18 protein-coding genes are annotated in these 17,725 nt (G+C 32.7%); all 18 read right to left on the minus strand.

Translation table 11 applies throughout. From position 1 onward, the window contains the following. Positions 1 to 7 precede the first annotated feature (7 nt). Complete coding sequence (locus G4D72_RS03570) at positions 8 to 1,030, minus strand: DHH family phosphoesterase (RefSeq protein WP_166076245.1); 1,023 nt, start codon at positions 1,028 to 1,030, stop codon at positions 8 to 10. Further along, entirely contained in the window at positions 1,030 to 1,401 is a 372-nt protein-coding gene (gene crcB / locus G4D72_RS03575; protein WP_207784852.1) for a fluoride efflux transporter CrcB, read from the minus strand. The genes G4D72_RS03570 and crcB overlap by 1 nt, the downstream gene beginning before the upstream one ends. After that, a complete protein-coding gene (locus G4D72_RS03580) occupies positions 1,398 to 3,389 on the minus strand; it encodes a T9SS type B sorting domain-containing protein (protein WP_166076246.1) in 1,992 nt (663 codons plus the stop codon). The genes crcB and G4D72_RS03580 overlap by 4 nt, the downstream gene beginning before the upstream one ends. A 16-nt stretch (positions 3,390 to 3,405) precedes the next feature. Beyond that, complete coding sequence (locus tag G4D72_RS03585) at positions 3,406 to 4,254, minus strand: ABC transporter permease (RefSeq protein ID WP_166076247.1); 849 nt, start codon at positions 4,252 to 4,254, stop codon at positions 3,406 to 3,408. A 183-nt stretch (positions 4,255 to 4,437) separates the two neighbouring features. Beyond that, positions 4,438 to 5,331, minus strand: a complete 894-nt coding sequence (locus tag G4D72_RS03590) for an ABC transporter ATP-binding protein (protein WP_166076248.1) — start codon at positions 5,329 to 5,331, stop codon at positions 4,438 to 4,440. A 56-nt stretch (positions 5,332 to 5,387) separates the two neighbouring features. Next, on the minus strand, positions 5,388 to 5,843 hold the full coding sequence (locus G4D72_RS03595; protein WP_166076249.1) for a DMP19 family protein: 456 nt from the start codon (positions 5,841 to 5,843) through the stop codon (positions 5,388 to 5,390). 35 nt (positions 5,844 to 5,878) lie between these two features. After that, on the minus strand, positions 5,879 to 6,148 hold the full coding sequence (locus G4D72_RS03600) for a hypothetical protein (protein WP_166076250.1): 270 nt from the start codon (positions 6,146 to 6,148) through the stop codon (positions 5,879 to 5,881). 111 nt (positions 6,149 to 6,259) lie between these two features. Beyond that, positions 6,260 to 6,574, minus strand: coding sequence for a hypothetical protein (locus G4D72_RS03605; protein ID WP_166076251.1), 315 nt, complete (start codon positions 6,572 to 6,574; stop codon positions 6,260 to 6,262). Positions 6,575 to 6,585: 11 nt separating this feature from the next. Continuing rightward, positions 6,586 to 6,936: a DUF2200 domain-containing protein gene (locus G4D72_RS03610; protein ID WP_166076252.1), complete on the minus strand. Its 351-nt coding sequence runs from the start codon at positions 6,934 to 6,936 to the stop codon at positions 6,586 to 6,588. 143 nt (positions 6,937 to 7,079) lie between these two features. Continuing rightward, positions 7,080 to 7,481 (minus strand): GlcG/HbpS family heme-binding protein, encoded by a 402-nt coding sequence (locus G4D72_RS03615; protein ID WP_166076253.1) that lies wholly within the window; start codon positions 7,479 to 7,481, stop codon positions 7,080 to 7,082. 16 nt (positions 7,482 to 7,497) lie between these two features. Next, complete coding sequence (locus G4D72_RS03620) at positions 7,498 to 7,941, minus strand: OsmC family protein (protein WP_166076254.1); 444 nt, start codon at positions 7,939 to 7,941, stop codon at positions 7,498 to 7,500. Positions 7,942 to 8,043: 102 nt separating this feature from the next. Next, a complete protein-coding gene (gene ahr / locus G4D72_RS03625) occupies positions 8,044 to 9,066 on the minus strand; it encodes an NADPH-dependent aldehyde reductase Ahr (protein ID WP_235922444.1) in 1,023 nt (340 codons plus the stop codon). Positions 9,067 to 9,179: 113 nt separating this feature from the next. Beyond that, a complete protein-coding gene (locus G4D72_RS03630) occupies positions 9,180 to 9,728 on the minus strand; it encodes a YbhB/YbcL family Raf kinase inhibitor-like protein (RefSeq protein WP_166076255.1) in 549 nt (182 codons plus the stop codon). Between the two features lie 88 nt (positions 9,729 to 9,816). Further along, positions 9,817 to 10,668, minus strand: a complete 852-nt coding sequence (locus G4D72_RS03635) for a helix-turn-helix domain-containing protein (RefSeq protein ID WP_166076256.1) — start codon at positions 10,666 to 10,668, stop codon at positions 9,817 to 9,819. A 380-nt stretch (positions 10,669 to 11,048) separates the two neighbouring features. After that, positions 11,049 to 13,037 carry an excinuclease ABC subunit UvrB gene (uvrB, locus tag G4D72_RS03640; RefSeq protein WP_207784853.1) on the minus strand — a complete coding sequence of 663 codons (1,989 nt, stop codon included), beginning with the start codon at positions 13,035 to 13,037 and terminating at the stop codon, positions 11,049 to 11,051. 90 nt (positions 13,038 to 13,127) lie between these two features. Further along, positions 13,128 to 13,490, minus strand: coding sequence for a four helix bundle protein (locus G4D72_RS03645; RefSeq protein WP_166076257.1), 363 nt, complete (start codon positions 13,488 to 13,490; stop codon positions 13,128 to 13,130). Positions 13,491 to 13,625: 135 nt separating this feature from the next. Continuing rightward, positions 13,626 to 14,834: an acyloxyacyl hydrolase gene (locus tag G4D72_RS03650; RefSeq protein ID WP_166076258.1), complete on the minus strand. Its 1,209-nt coding sequence runs from the start codon at positions 14,832 to 14,834 to the stop codon at positions 13,626 to 13,628. A gap of 3 nt (positions 14,835 to 14,837) precedes the next feature. Continuing rightward, complete coding sequence (gene uvrA / locus G4D72_RS03655) at positions 14,838 to 17,645, minus strand: excinuclease ABC subunit UvrA (RefSeq protein ID WP_166076259.1); 2,808 nt, start codon at positions 17,643 to 17,645, stop codon at positions 14,838 to 14,840. Positions 17,646 to 17,725: the final 80 nt, after the last annotated feature.

Raw genomic sequence — 17,725 nt, forward strand, 5'->3', positions numbered from 1 at the left:
ATGAAATTTATTTTTTTTCGATTGCTAAAATAGCAATAAATTTAGTTATTGTATCTTCTAAACTGTCAAAAGATTTTCCTCCAGCAGCATTTTTATGTCCGCCACCATTAAAATGATTTCTAGCAAACTGATTTACATCGAAATTTCCTTGCGAACGGAAAGAAATTTTAATCATATTTTCTTCTTTTACTTCTGTGAAAAAAGCTGTAAAATCGATGTCTTTAATAGTTAATCCGTAATTCACAATACCTTCTGTATCGCCTTTTTTAACTTGTAAAGCATTTTGTTCTTCTTGCGAAAGTGTAATGTAACTTGTTTTATATTCGGGTAAAACTTTTAAATTGGTTAGGGCTTTTCCTAAAATTTGTAATCGGTTATAATCGCCATTATCATATAAATTGATATGAATTTGCGAATTATCAACCCCTTTGTCAATTAAATCAGCTACAATTCTGTGAAGATTTCCTGTTGTTCTAGGAAAGCGAAATCCGCCGGAATCAGTTGCAATTCCAGTATACAAACATGTAGCAGCGTCTAAATTTATGAGGTGATTCATTTGTAACTGTTGTGCAAAATCGTATACCATTTGGCAAGTGGAACTGTACGCAATATCTGAAAATAGGTATTTGGCATAATCCTCTGGTTTTTCATGATGGTCAATCATGATAAAAGTAGCTTCTAAGGTTTTTAAAACACTTTCCATTTGTTCACCAGCCCGATGAAAAGCATTGAAATCTAAGGTAAAAACGAGTTCAGCATCTTTTAATTTTTGGATAGCTTCACCAACGTTGGCGCCTTCATAAATTATAGTTGCTTCTTTTGTTCCTGGAATCCATTGTAAATAGTCTGGAATCTCATTTGGTACCACAACAGTAATCGAATGATTCAGTTGTTTTAAAATATGATACAAACCCAAAGTAGAACCCATGGCATCTCCATCTACATTTCTATGTGGAATAATAGCGATTTTTTTCGGATTCGATAAAAGTTGTTGTAACTCGGTAATTTGAGTCGTGTTTAAATGTGTCATTAATTAAAAATTTTAAAACCTAAGATAACCGCTAAAAACCCCATAAAAATTGAAGTTAACGTATACAATATGGCTAAGTAATAATTTTGATTTTGAATAAATTGAATGTTTTCTATACTAAAGGTTGAAAAGGTTGTAAAGCCTCCGCAATATCCTGTTATTAATAAAAGTTTTAGAGTTTCGTTTTGCAAATTATTTTTCTGAATGTAACCAAAAAGTAAGCCAATTAGTAAACATCCCAACAGATTAGCAGTAAATGTTGCCCAAGGAAAATGTGTAGCATTGTTTTTAGTGAAAAAATAACTCAGTAAATATCTGGCTACACTGCCAAATCCTCCACCAATTAAAACTAAAAGTAGGTTCTTGATCATCGTTTTAAAGTAAAATGTCCTTTGATGGTTTTTCCATTGTTTAATTCTAAAACAAACCAATAATCAGAAGATGAAACCGGATTTCCATTAAAATTACCATTCCAACCTGAACCCATTCCACTAATTTGTTTTATAAGTTTTCCAAACCTATCAAAAATATAAATTTTGCTATTTTCTAATCCTTTTTTATCTAAATTTTCAATTTGCCAAGTATCGTTGTAATTATCGCCATTTGGCGTGAAAAACTTTGGATAACTTAGGGCGTAAAATGTTTCAGAAGCGATTCCACAATTGTTTTTATCATTTACATATATAGTATATTCTCCTGCATCTAATACATTAAAAACTGGACTACTTTGATAAGTAATACCGTCTAAAGAATATTCATAATCTCCGTTTCCTGTAACAGTTATGGTTGCGGTTAGATTTTCGTTAAAATCGTTTACTTCTATATTTGTGATTGTTGCAATTTCAGAATTTACAACCGTAAATGTTTTTGTTTTACTACAATTGTTAGCATTTGTAATGGTTACGGTATAAGTTCCTGCATTAGCGACTGTAATAGTTTGTGAAGTTTGTGTCGTAGCTGTATTCCAACTGTAAGTGTAACCGCTTGGAGCACTAATGTTTGTTGGTGTGTTATTACAAATTCCTATGGTTTCATCTGTAAATATTTGAGGAAAAACATTCACATTTAAGGTTATTGGAATATTTCCGTAGCAATTTGCAATATTGGTTATTCTAGCATAAATGATCTGTTGAAAATCATTAGTATTCGTATAACTTGAAGGTAATGGTGTTGTGGAAGTTGTCGAATCAAAAAGTGCCACAGTGAAATTGGTTGGCAAACTACTAAAAATTTGTGTCTGAATGGTAGCTAAATCAAATGGAGCCAAACCATCAATATTCGTATCACAAACTTCAAAATTGGTATTCGCAATAGTTAAATTTGGAGCATATTCAATCTCAATTTTTCCAGTTAAAGTACAACTTGTGTTGATGTCAATTTCTACAGCATAGTTTCCTGCAGTTGTTACGTTATAAGTAGCGTTGTTTTCGCCAAAAATTGGATTTCCGTTTTGAAACCATTGGTAGTTAGTTGCGCCAGTTTGAGTTGCATTAAGTGTGATATTTTCACCCGCACACAACGGATTTCCAGTTGCAAGTAATCGATCAACCCCTAAATTTTTTTCTGAAATAAAACTTCCAGCTCTTAAGAAAATTCCAGAATCGAAACGGCCGTTTCCTTCATCGGCAATAACTAGTTTAATGTGGTATAAAGTTCCTGGAGTAACTACAGCTTGTGCTGTTAATATTTTGGTTTGACCCTCAAAAGTTGTTGGATAATTTCCAGTATTAAAAGCATCAAAATAGGCTTCATTTGCTGACGGACAAATTGTTCCGTTTCCACGAACGGTATTCACTCGAACAGGCGTGGTAGTTCCTGGAATTAATGCTAAATTTTGGTAAGTCGTGGCTGTTGCTTCTTTCAAAAGAAAAGCAAAACCATCAGTAAAATTACATTGATTAGAAGTTGGATTTAATAAATATTGTTCTGAGGAAAAGATATATTCAAAACTTATATTATTTGCATTTGGGATGAAATCAAATTCTAAAACAGTGGCATTAAATGTGTTGGATAACCCTAAAGCGTTATTTAAATCTGTATCGCCATTCCAAGTTAATCCATTGCCATCATCAGAGAAGTTAGCATTTGGCCCAATGGCTGAATTTAATTTTCCCGTAGTTAAAAGAATTCCTTCCTGAAAAGGAAAAGAAGAGCCGTTGGCATTAAAATAACCGTAACTTAATTCGCCAGTACCAAAATTTCCACCGCTTGCAGAAAAATTAGAGACCGAAACACAACCGCTATTTACGAGTATGTTTTCAATTAATTGTTGTGGTGTAAAACTTTCATTTACAGTTATATTTTGCGAAAAGCTAACCGTAAATGAAAGTGTAAAAAGTATTGATATTATTTTTTTCATAGCATCTGCAAAGATACTATAAATCTCGTTTTTTAAGAATTTTGAAGGATAAAAACATAAAAATAAAAATCCACGCTATTACAATTGCTAATTGTTCAGGATGTACGCTATAATCTTTGGAGAAATCGGCGCCAACAGTATTTCCTACAGATTTTACAAAATTCAATCGAGTAACAGGTTCTACTATAAGATTCGACATTGATTCTAAAGGAAAATATTGTTTTATGGTATCAAAAATTGTATCATCACCTCGTTTATAGTTGAAAATTTCATATTTTAAGATTCCAATACTTACGTTTTCGGAAATCCACCAGATAAATAAAAAGCCAAGAGCGAAAGCAGAGCGTTTAATTAAGACGCCTAAAAATAAACAGAAAGAAAAGAAGCCTAATAATTTTATAAAATAAGCTAAAAAATACTCTAAATCAGAGAAAATAATTCCAGCTTCTGTGTATGATGAAAATTTTAAACCTAAAATTAATGATATACAAAAGATAAATACTGTTGATACTAAGGCAAATAAACAAATGGTTAAGAATTTTGAAAGTATAAATTCTTTTTTGCTCATTCCGTCAATTAAGTTTTGTTTTAAAGTTCCGTAACTGTATTCGTTGGCAATCATAGAGACAATTACCACTGCTAAAAATAATTTTAACCAGGCAGCAAAATACGTTCCGAAATGCCAAATGTATGGGAAATTGAACAGTCCACTTTTTGCGGCTTCAAATTTTAGTGGTCCAAGTTCAAATTCAATAGAAGCAATTAAGGAAACTAATCCAAGCGTAATGAAATATGTAATTGTTAATATTTTACTGGCTTTATTTTGCCAAATTTTTTGTAATTCTATCGCGAGTAATCTTTTCATTTTTTTTATTTAAAGGTTTATAAAGTTTAAAGGCATTGTGAAAATTAAACTTGACATTGAGTTGGTTATAAAATTGAATATTTGTATTGGAACACAGATTGAACAGATTATATAAATTAATAAAATTTCTCAAATCTGTGATGTTACACTATTTAAAATTGATTTATGAACTTGAATTTTAAATTAATGTTTCGTTAATTCTAAAAATTGTTCTTCTAAACTGTGCTTTCGTTTTACCAAATGGGTTAAGGTGATGTTTTGTTGGAATAAATAAGAATTTAATTCAGCGGGTTCTAAATTAGATTTTAAATAGACTACTAATTTATTCTCTTCTTTTTCAATTTTTTCAATTTGAGAAAAATGTTGTAAAGCTAATTTCAGATTTTCTAGATTCTCAGATTCTAATTCGAAGAAACCTTCGTTAGCTGTAATGCCATCTACAGTTCCTTGGTATAAGGTTACTCCATTTCTGATTACAATTACGTGAGAACATACTTTTTCTACTTCATCTAACAAGTGAGAAGCTAAAAGTATAGTGGTGCCTTGATTGGCGATAATTCGGATTAAATCTCTAATTTGTCTAATTCCTTGTGGATCTAAACCGTTTGTGGGTTCGTCTAGAATTAGAATTTCTGGATCGTTTAGTAGGGCAGAAGCTATAGCTAAACGTTGTTTCATCCCTAAAGAAAACGTTTTAAATTTACTGTCTTTTCTTTCTAAAAGTCCTACTAGTTCTAATTTTTCGTAAACTTTAGTAAAAGGGATGTTTTTAATTTTGCAGACTAATTTTAAATTGTCTTCAGCCGTCATGTAAGGATAAAAATTAGGTCGCTCAATAATGGCACCTACTTTTTTTAAGGCATCATGAGTAGAATATTTTCCATCAAACCATTGGAATTCTCCTGAAGTTTTATTTACAACATTCAACACAATTCCTAAAGTAGTTGATTTTCCAGAACCATTTGGTCCTAAAATTCCGTATACGTTTCCTTTTTTAATTTCGACTGAAACGTTATTTACCGCATGTACTTTGCGATATTTTTTATGTAGGTTGGTAATCTTTAATATAGTTTCCAAAGTTTTTCGTATTAAATTTACATGTAAGACGAAAGAAATGAAAACTTGTTACAGCCTTAGTTCATAAACTTACTTTTGTTGTTTCGAATATAGTCAACAATTAAATTAACCACATCTTCCTCTTCTTCAGAAAAGAACAATTCATCTAAATCTTCCCAGCCAGAGATACTTTTTTCGTCCATTTTTTCAATTACCTTTTTTCTGTCTTCTGTATTTGAAGTGTATTTTACTGTAAATAATTGAAAGGCTTTAGTAAGCAAAGTTGCTGTTTTTGTGGCATTAATATCTTTATATGCTTGAATGATTTCTTTAGCGAAGTCACCACTCTCTGTATTGAAAAAGTAGTGTAAACCACCTTCATTCATAGCTGCTTCGAAAATATCAACATAAACAAAAGTGAGTTCGAAATGATTTAAATCGCCAGTTTGTTTTTTCGCCCAAATGTGAGTCCCTACTGCTTCAATAATGGCAATTTCGTCGTTTGATTCTAATACTGTTTCAATAGTTTGCATGATGATTGTTTTATTTTAGACAAAAGTAGAATATTTTAATCAATTCTAATCAAAAAGATGGTTAGTAGAATCACGAAAATACCTAATTCAATAATTGATATTTTTTTTGGATCAAATATTGAAACCAAAACTCTATCTACAATCAATAAAACTACTAATCCTATTACCACGCCAAAAATAACTACTCCTGCTAAACTTGCACCACCAGTTAACGTCATACCATAAAAGTCTAATGGAATTCCAATTAGTATTCCTACAATTGAAATTACCGATAAAAATGTAAGTTTGTATTTTTTGATATTCATTATCATTTTTAGCTACGAATTGTCAGATGTAACTTTATTATTTTTAGTTTTTTCATTAGAGCCTGTTGAATATCATGCTTATTGACGATTGTGACGACAAAGATTTTTGGATTAAACACGCACATTAATTTTACTTACTTCAAAAGAAATATTGAAATCTCTTAATCTTTTGTAGTTAAAATCGTCTGATAATTTTTCATATTCTGCCCATAGTATGATATCTCTTGGATCATTTGCGGCAGCAATAATGTATTTTTGTAAATCGTTTAAATTTCCTTTAGACAGAAAAACGATACAACGAATTATTCTATCCGTATTGAGATAGTCTGTTTTTTCAATTGCGTGACAAAGAATTTCAATTGCTTTGTTTGATTCTGTACCAAAGTCAGTTTCTATTCTTTTATAAATGTCTTCTTTTAAAATCATTTTTATAAATTTTAAATTCTCAAAATTTTTTCCATTTTTCTGCCTTTCGCTAATTCGTCTACCAATTTGTCTAAATAGCGAATTTGTTGAACCACTTTATCTTCAATGTCTTCAACGCGATAGCCGCAAATAACGCCTGTGATTTTATGAGCGTTTGAATGGATTTGTGGGGCTTGCACAAAAAATGTTTCGAAGTCATTCTTTCCATCAATTTGTTGTTGTAAAGTTTCCTCGTTGTAACCTGTTAGCCAAAAGATTACTTCATTTAATTCGGCTTTAGTTCGGCCTTTTTTCTCCACTTTTTGAAGGTATAATGGGTAAACGCTTGAAAAAAGTAATCGATATATTCTGTTGTTGTCCATTCACTATATGATTTATAGTTTGAGATACAAATTTAAAGATTAAATGCTTAAAGTAATGAATAAGTTATTTTACAATAAAAAAAGCCTAACAAAACAATGAGTTTGAAAGGCTTTAGTTGAATAAAATGGGGAGTTTATTCTGATTATGCTATCACTTTTGCGCCAGCTTCAGCTACAATATGGTCGTTTTCTACACTACTTCCGCTTACGCCAATAGCTCCAATTACTGTTCCTTCAGCGTTTTTAATGATAACACCACCTGGGAAAGTTATCAGTCCACCATTACTGTGCTCGATATTAAATAAAGGTGCATCTGGTTTTACTAAAGGTGTTAAAGTTGCCGTATCCATAGTAAACCATGCTGCAGTTTTTGCTTTTTTGAACGAAATGTCAATGGATCCAATCCAAGCGCCGTCCATACGTGCAAAGGCAACTAAGTTGGAACCAGCATCTACTACACAGATGTCCATTTTTGTATCAATTTCTGTAGCTTTTAATTTAGCTGCTGCAATAACTGCTTCTGCTTGTTCTAAGGTTATGTTCATATTTTTACTTTTTAAGTTATTTAATAAATTGTTTGTTTAAAGTGATAGGTGTAGCACTTAATGCCTTACTAATTGGACATCCCACTTTAGCTGCATCTGCCAATTCGTTAAATTGCGATTCTTCCATGCCACTAACTTTGCCAACTAAATGTAATTCGATGTTGGTTATTGCGAAGCCTTCTTCAACGGCATCAAGAATTACTTTGGCCTCTACTTTTAATTCTTCAGGTGTAAATCCAGCTTGACTGATGGCGAAACTTAAAGCCATTGCATAACAACCTGAGTGAGCTGCTGCAATTAATTCTTCTGGGTTTGTACCAAGTTTTCCGTCTTCGTTTTCGAAACGAGATTTAAAACTGTAAGGTGTGTTATCAAAAAATTTGTTAGAGGAATTTAAGCTTCCTGTGCCTTCTAATCCTGTTCCGTTCCAAACGGCTGTTGCTCTTCTAGTTGTTGCCATAATAACTTTTTTATAGTTAATAATTTGATGTTTTTTGTTGCATTCAAATACAAATATTTTTTTGATGTTACTATTTGTATTGCTTTTGATAATTAATTTAAATTACAAATCCATATCTAATACAATTCTGTATTTTGCTTTACCACTGTGTAAGTGTGCCATCGCTTCATTGGCCTTTGATAATGGAAAATGTTCAGTTTGTGGTGTAATGTTGTGTTGTGCGGCAAATTTCAACATGGTGTCAATTTCAGCACGTGAACCAGTTGGAGACGCGTTAATACTTTTTTTAGCTAATAAAAGTGGGAAAATATTTACCGGAATAGGTTCTAGAATAGCGCCTACGAAATGTAATTTTCCATTGTTAGCCAATAAGGCCGTAATGCTGTCCCAATCTAATTTTACATTAGCTGTAATAATTAGTAAGTCGAAAGTTCCTTGTAACTTAGTTAAAGCATCTGTATCTACACTCGATACAACATGTTGCGCGCCAAAGGCTTTAAGTTCCTCTGTTTTATCCAATGACGAGGTGAAAGCGGTAAGGTTTACGCCCCAAGCTTTTAAAAACTTAAGTGCCATATGACCCAATCCACCAATTCCAAAAACTCCAACTCGTGCGGTTGGTAAAATATTGTGTTGTAATAAAGGAGAAAAAACGGTAATTCCACCACACAAAAGAGGTCCTACTTCTGCAAAATCAATATTTTCAGGGATTGGAATGGCCCACATCCAATTGACTCTAATTTTGTTAGCAAATCCTCCATGATTACCCACAATAGTTGCTTGTCCGTTTGAACACATTTGTTGTTGTCCGTTGATACATGATTCACAGTGTTGACAACAACTTGCATTCCAACCCACACCTACAGTTTGACCGATAGTTAAATTTTTTGATGCAGCTACATTACCAAGACTTACTATTTTTCCAACAATTTCATGTCCAGGTACGAAAGGAAACGATGTGATTCCCCATTCGTTATTTAACATGGACAAGTCGGAATGGCATAAACCGCAATGTTCAATTGCAATTTCAACTTCTTCACTGCTGATTTCTGGTAATTCATATTCGAAAGGCTCTAATACACCAGATGCTTGATGTGCCGCCATGGCTTTTACGATTGTACTCATAATGTAGTTGGATTAGATTGTTTTTTTTAGTTAGAAATGATACAACTTTAATTTTTAATTAGCTTAAACTTTATACATAATTGTATGGTAATTAAAGTTGAAGATTGTTACTGTTATCGTTGGTAATAGGTAACTATACTTGCCTTAGCTAAGGTATTGGCCCATAAATAATACCCTACTAATTCTGGATTTGAATTGGCATCTAATCCTAATTTATCCGTCTTCAAAGCATATACGGTAAAAATGTAAGTATGGATTCCGTGGCCTTCAGGTGGACATGGTCCGCCAAAACCTGTTGCGCCAAAACTCGTCATACTTTGAATAGCACCTTTAGGCGCTAAGTTTAAACTTGGATTACCAGCTTTTGCGACCATCTCTAAGTTATTTACTGGAATATCGAAAACTACCCAATGCCACCAACCTGCACCAGTTGGCGCATCTGGATCATAACACGTAATAGCAAAACTTTTAGTGCCTTCTGGAACATTTGTCCAGCTTAGTTGTGGAGAAGCATTATCTCCATTACATCCAAAACCATTGAATTCGTTGGTTTTTGTAAATGAACCTCCTAAATCTTTACTCGTTAATGTGAATGTTTTTTGTGCCAATAATGTGCTACAAAATAAAACGAATACTGAAAAAAATAAAATTGTTTTACGCATTTTTATAAATTTTAAAATTGATTCACAAATTTATCTTTTTTGTTACTATTCTTTTTATTAGAAAGGCTCAAAAAATGTTGCTAAAAGTTCAACTGTTTAATTGTGATTGTTTCGGAGTAATTCCGAATTTATGTTTATACGCTTGCACAAAACTAGAGAAATTCTCGAAGCCTACATCTTCATAAATATCTGCTGGTCGCATTTTTTTGGTTTTTAGTAAGTAGTCGGAATGTTCCAGTCTCTTTTCTTGAAACCATTTTTTGGGGCTAGTTTGAAATTCTTTTTCAAATTTTCTTTTGAATGTAGAAACACTCATGTTACACAAGAAGGAAAGTTCTTGAATGCTTAAATTAATTAAGGCGTTTTTTTGAATGGTTTCAATAAACGATTTATTGCTGTCGTTAGTTTGATGTAAAAAGTTATATAAAAAATCGACACCGTTTTTTTGTACCAAATGCATTAAAATTTCTTCTAATTTTAAAGGTAAAATTGTATCTAAAAAGGCTTTAGGATGGTTTTTTAAGTGTACTAAATTTTCTACGATGTTCGTAGTTATCGTATCATATTTAAAAATTAAAAAAGGGGCATCGTTTGCATTCGATTTTTTGTCGAATTTATATTTTGTTAGAAAGTTTTCTATTGCTTGGTCGGGAAAGAAAAGCAGCATACTTCTGTAATTATTACTTAAAGAAATGTTTTCACTCATTAAGCAATTCCCCGATTTTATTAATAGAAATTTGTCACTTTCAATTAGTGTTGTTTTATTGTGCGTAATTAGCTCCTTTGTTCCGTCTAATAAAAAACTAAATACATTTTTATTAAGTTGTACTTTGTTCTTTGTTACACTTTTTGAAATTAAGTACTCATGTAATTGTACTTCGCCTTGATTGATGTTTTGAATTTCTTGAGGTAAGGTTTGAATGGCTACTTTTTCGTTCATGACAACTGCATTAATTTCGGACTTGACTATTTATTTTAGCTACTACTTTCCAATGTTTTACAAGTAAATAGCTTCACAAATTTAAATAAAAAATTAATGAAAATCGCATTTTTTAAGATAGTCGTTGATTTATTGCTTTTCTGCAATTTTTCATTTGAAAAGCTATTGTTGTTTTCTAGCCGTGGGTGGAACGGCATCCTTTTGTTTTGTTGCTTTGTTAAAAAAAGCAATACAACAAAAGATATAGTGGAACACGCGTGAGTTGGTGTTTTGAAAACGGGTTTTTCTTGCTCCTAAATAAAAAAATCACGCAATGTTTCAGATTTGCAAAGTTTTAGATGTGTTTTTTGTGACTCTGCGGCTTTGCGTGAACATAATTTTTACAACTTCTCTTGCAATTCCTTAATTTCATCTCTAAACTTAGCCGCTTGCATGAAATCTAATTCTTTTGCGGCTTTTTCCATGAGTTTTCGAGTATCTCGGATTTTCTTTTCGATTTCTGGTTTGCTTAAGTATTCACTTTCAGGTTCGGCGGCTTTGTAAGCTTGGTTTTCGTAATATTGTGTCGAAACCGAATTGGCGCTAAAAGCATTACCTAAACTTTTATTTAAGGCTTGTGGAGATTTTCCATGTAACGTATTGTAAGCTGTTTGTTTTTCCCTACGGTAAATGGTTTCGTCTATGGTGTGTTGCATGCTGGCAGTAATTTTGTCGGCATACATAATGGCTTTTCCATTCACGTTTCTGGCGGCTCTTCCGACGGTTTGAGTTAAAGAGCGTTTGCTTCGTAAAAATCCTTCTTTATCGGCATCTAAAATGGCTACTAACGATACTTCAGGTAAATCTAATCCTTCACGTAATAAATTGACACCAATTAAGACATCAAAAATACCTTTACGTAAATCCTGCATGATTTCCACCCGTTCCAAAGTATCTACATCGGAATGAATATAACGACAACGAATAGAAACTTTGGTTAAATATTTTGATAATTCTTCCGCCATACGTTTGGTTAACGTGGTGACTAAAACTCGCTCATCAGCTTCACAACGGATTTGAATTTCTTCAATTAAATCGTCAATTTGATTGGCACTTGGACGGATTTCTATGATTGGGTCTAATAATCCAGTTGGACGAATAATTTGTTCTACATAAATCCCTTCCGATTTTTGCATTTCGTAATCGGCAGGTGTGGCAGAAACGTAAACAACTTGATTTTGTAAGGCTTCAAATTCTTCAAATTTTAACGGACGGTTGTCCATCGCAGCTGGTAATCGGAAACCGTATTCAACTAAGTTTTCTTTTCGACTTCTGTCGCCGCCATACATTGCGTGGACTTGTGAAATAGTAACGTGACTCTCATCGACAACCATCAAATAATCGTCTGGGAAATAATCTAATAAACAGAAAGGTCGGGTTCCAGGTTCACGACCATCAAGGTAACGCGAATAATTTTCAATTCCAGAACAATAGCCTAATTCGCGAATCATTTCTAAGTCGAAATTGGTGCGTTCTTCTAGTCGTTTGGCTTCTAAATGTTTGCCGATTTCTCGGAAATATTCCACTTGTTTCACCATGTCTTGTTGGATTTCCCAAATGGCTTTTTGTAAAATATCTGGTGATGTTACAAACATATTGGCTGGATAAATACTTAATTTGTCGTATTTTTCTAACACTTGTGAAGTTCGTGCATCAAAGGCTTCAATTTCTTCAATTTCATCTCCAAAAAAGTGAATACGGAACGGTTCGTCGCCATAACTTGGGAAAACTTCAACCGTATCGCCTTTAATTCGGAAGGTTCCGGGTGTGAATTCCATTTCTGTTCTGGCGTATAAACTTTGCACCAATTGATGCAATAATTTGGTACGCGAAATGGCTTGACCGTTTTCTAAATTGATGACATTTTTTTGAAATTCAACAGGATTTCCAATACCATACAAACAAGAAACAGAGGAAATTACAATAATATCTCTACGACCTGAAAGTAGGGCAGAAGTAGTACTTAATCGAAGTTTTTCTAATTCTTCGTTAATCGATAAATCTTTTTCAATATATGTTCCAGTTACTGGAATAAAGGCTTCTGGTTGGTAATAATCGTAATACGAAACAAAATACTGCACCGAATTATTCGGAAAAAATTGCTTGAATTCCGAGTACAATTGCGCCGCTAAGGTTTTGTTATGTGCTAAGATTAAAGTTGGTTTTTGAACTTCTTGCACCACATTCGCCACAGTAAAAGTTTTTCCTGAACCGGTTACTCCTAATAAAGTTTGGTATTTTTCGCCTGCAAGAATTCCCTTAGCTAATTTTTCAATGGCTTGCGGTTGATCTCCTGTTGGCACATAATCGGATACGACTTGGAATTTCATTTTGATTTACGAGGAATGATTTACGATTTACGATTTACGATTTGCGAATTTAAGATTTACAATTTACGAATTTACGATTTTAGAGTTAATTTATGATTTATTTCTTACCGTTTTTAATGTTGAAACGATTATTGCTGTAATTTCATTTGCTTCTTGGATTAAAGGTAAGAATTGTTTTTCTAATTGTAGATTTTCCAATTTAGAAACATCATTTAATAATTCTAAAAAGAAATGACTTTCATCTGCTTCTTCTTCGACAATTTTTAATTTATTAATAAAATCTGCATTTGATTTTGCTCTTTGGAGTGCTCTATAATTCGCTCCTACAGAACTGGAACACCTAATTAATTGAGAAACATAGGCATTAAATTCTCTTGATTTTGGTAGTTTAGAGCATAAAATCCAACAATCTAATGCGAACTTTTTTGTTCTTTGTTTCATTATTTCTTTCATGATTTTTTTATTTGGCTTATACAAAAGCAAAAATCGTAAAATAAATTTATAAATCAGAATTTAAGTTCGTAAATCGTAACTCCAAAATTGTAAATCATTATTTAGGTTCGTAAATCCCAATTCGTAAATTCCAAATTAAAAAGTATGAATATAACCCATAGAAAATTCGCTATAATCGGCTTGTCCTAATCTGGAAACGATATGACCGCCTATGTAGAAATTGTTTTTAGGTTGTTTGTAAGTGTTAATAAGATAATATTTTAATCCTAATTTACCTGATATAAAGCGTTTTAAAGTGTATGTGCTTCCTTCTGCTTTACCCATTTCATATTGTTGGGTTTGTTTATTGATTAATGTGGCATCTAAACGATATTCGGCTGGGAAAAAAGGTCGAAATAAAGTAATACCCAGTTCTGTTTCTATTGCTATATGTTGCATTAAGAATTCGTAATTTAAAGCAATTCCAGCGCTACTAGCATTTAAAAAAGGATTGTTTTGAAGTTTTGGATAGTCTTCTGAAACTAAATTATTGCCTTCCTTGATGTATTTGTAATTGTTTTGATAGTTTCTCATGTAAATGCCTATACCTACTTTATGTATTTTGTTGTAGATTTTTCCATACATGAAATCGAATGAATACACGTTTCTTCTGTAATTATAAAAGCGATATAAGGCATGTTCGCCAATTCCGGTTTGAATGGAAAAGAACGATTGGTTACTTTTTTTAATTTCTTTAGATGTAGTGAATTGATCAGTGGTATTCCCTTCTTTTTTAAAACCATTGTAGGAAAAGTTTACGCCAATGGCTAATGTGTTAATTCCGTTATTAGGCCATTGAATATGGCCGTTAGAATAATGTAAATAGTTTAGGTTTAATCGTGTTTGGAGATTGTTTTTTTGAAAGATATCATAATATAAACCTAGTCGGAAAGCATAAGTAAAATCTGTTGAAATGGCTTTGTTTTGCCAGTTTTCTATAGTATGTTTTTTAGTATGATAAGCTACACCTAAAGCACCTAATAATTTTAGTTTTTCGTTTTTTAAGAAAATAGGCTTTTCAATATAAGGAAGAAGTGAAATTGTATGTCCAATTTTTTCTGTATTTCCATGATTGGCGACTTGTAGAATTACACCTGTATACGGATTTCTGAGTTGTTTGACCCAATTTAACGAATCGTTGTGTTGTATTCCGAAACCAATTCCTATGGTTTGACTTGCCTTTAAACTGATAAACGTATTATCAGCTGATGAAGTTTCACCAATAGAATATTCGGCGAAAAGCTGTTTTTTTTGTGCAGAGATACTGGTAAGACCTAATAAAAATAAGAAGATGCTTTTCTTCATTGATTATAATTTTTCAGCTAAATACTTACCCGTCAATGATTTTTTGTTTTTCGCTACTTCTTCTGGTGTTCCGAAAGCAACTAATTGTCCGCCATTTTCGCCACCTTCTGGACCGATATCAATAATATAATCGGCACATTTTATTAGTTCTAAATTGTGTTCAATTACGATGATTGAATGTCCTCTATCGATTAAAGCTTCAAACGATTTTAATAACTTTTTGATATCGTGAAAATGTAATCCAGTTGTTGGTTCATCAAAAACGAATAGCATTTTTTCTTTAGTGGCTCCTTTCACTAAAAATGACGCCAATTTGATACGTTGTGCTTCACCACCTGAAAGTGTAGAAGAAGATTGTCCTAATTGTACATATCCTAAACCAACATCTTTTAGCGGTTGAAGTTTTTGAGTGATTTTAGTTTGACCATGAGTTTCGAAAAACGTCACTGCGTCATCGATGGTCATTTTTAAGATGTCATCGATGTTTTTACCTTCAAAATTCACTTCCAAAACTTCTTTTTTGAAGCGTTTTCCGTTACACGTTTCACATTCCAAATGCACATCGGCCATGAATTGCATTTCAATGGTAACTTCTCCATCACCTTTACAAGTTTCACATCTTCCACCATCTACATTGAAAGAAAAATGTTTGGCTTGGTAATTTCGTAATTTAGAAGTCGTTTGTTTGGCATATAATTCACGGATATCATCGTAGGCTTTAATATACGTCACCGGATTCGAACGAGAACTTCTACCGATTGGATTTTGGTCAACGTATTCGATATTTTTAATGTGTGAAAAACTGCCTTCTAAATCTGTGAATTGACCGGCTTTGTCTCCTAAACCTGTTAGCTTTTTTTGCATGGCTGGGAACAGAATTTTCTTTACCAATGTACTTTTTCCACTACCAGAAACTCCTGTTATTACAGTTAAACAATCTAAAGGAAAGGTTACATCAATGTTTTTTAGATTGTTTTCACGCGCTCCAATAATTTCGATGTGATTTTTGAATTTTCTTCTAGTTTTTGGAACGGCTATTTCCTCTTTTCCATTCAAATATCTTGAGGTTAAAGAATCGGATTTTAAAATTTCTTCATAAGTGCCTTGTGCGACTAAATTTCCACCTAAAGTTCCTGCTTCTGGTCCGATATCAATAATCATATCAGCTGCTTTCATGATATCTTCATCGTGCTCAACGATGATTACAGTATTTCCTAATTTTTTTAAATTTAGTAACACTTCAATCAGTTTTTCGGTATCTTTTGGGTGTAAACCGATACTTGGTTCGTCTAAAATGTACATCGAACCTACTAATGAACTTCCCAAAGAAGTCGCCAAATTAATACGTTGCGACTCTCCACCTGAAAGTGTGGCTGATTGTCGGTTTAAACTCAAATAATTTAAGCCTACATTATCTAAAAACGCTAATCTATTTTTGATTTCTAGCAATAAACGTTTCGCTACTTTTAAATCATATTCCGATAATTCAATGGAATTGAAAAACGGTATTAATTTGATAATTGGCAAGTCGACTAAATCAGAAATGGTTTTTCCAGCTACTTTTATATTATTCGTTTCAGGTCGTAAACGCTTTCCGTGACAAACATGGCATTTTGTTTTTCCTCTATAGCGAGAAAGCATCACACGATTTTGAATTTTGTAATTATTCGCTTCCAAATCGGCGAAAAAGTCGTTTAAGCCCGTGAAATATTTGTTACCTGTCCAAATTAAAGATTTTTGTTCTTCTGATAATTCGAAATAAGGTTTGTGAATAGGAAAGTCAAAATGATGTGAGTTATTTACCAATTGATCTCTGTACCAACCCATACTTTCACCACGCCATGGATAAATGGCATTTTCATATACTGAAAGAGCAGTATTAGGAACTACTAATTCGTGATCAATTCCAATAACACTTCCGTAGCCTTCACAAGTTGGGCAAGCGCCGTAAGGATTGTTGAAACTGAATAAATGGATGTTAGGTTCTAAGAAATCTAAACCATCTAATTGAAAATTCGAATTAAAAATAGCACGTTTGTTAGTATCAGGTTCTTGTAAATATAATTCGCCTTTGCCTTCATAAAATGCGATTTGTAAAGCATCGGCAATTCGGTTTAAAAATTCTTCATCTGATTTGACAACAATTCTATCAATGACTAATAAAATTTCTTTATCTGCCATTGTGTTTTCGTCTATCATTTCTAACGTAGCAACAAAATCGTCTAAACGTACGGTTTGATTATCCACTAAAACACGAGCGAAACCTTGTTGTAATAATACTTTTAGTTTGTCGTGAAGTTTTCTGCCTTCTTCTAAAAGAATTGGCGCCAACAATAGCCATTTAGATTCTAATTCTAGTGATTGAATGTGTTTAACGACATCTGAAACCGTATGTTTTTTTACTTCTTCACCTGATATTGGAGAAAATGTTCTTCCGATTCTGGCATATAATAATTTTAAGTAATCGTAAATTTCTGTTGAAGTTCCTACGGTAGAACGTGCGTTTGTTGTGTTTACTTTTTGTTCGATGGCTATCGCAGGAGCAATTCCTTTGATGTATTCCACTTTCGGTTTGTCTAATTTTCCTAAAAATTGACGGGCATACGAAGATAAACTTTCTACATATCGACGTTGTCCTTCGGCATATAAGGTGTCAAAGGCTAAACTCGATTTTCCAGAACCAGAAAGCCCTGTTATGACCACCATTTGATTTCTCGGAATGGCAACATCTATATTTTTTAAATTGTGCAATTGCGCACCTTTTATCAATATGAATTTTTTGGGTTCTAAAGTAGAAAAATCAGGTTGCATCGTTGTGTTTTTATTTAAGATTTGCAAAGATATGAATTGTTATCCTAATTTGATAGTTAGTTTGATTTTTAGCGTTTTTT

This window comes from Flavobacterium difficile, assembly GCF_011392115.1.
Lineage (GTDB): Bacteria > Bacteroidota > Bacteroidia > Flavobacteriales > Flavobacteriaceae > Flavobacterium > Flavobacterium difficile.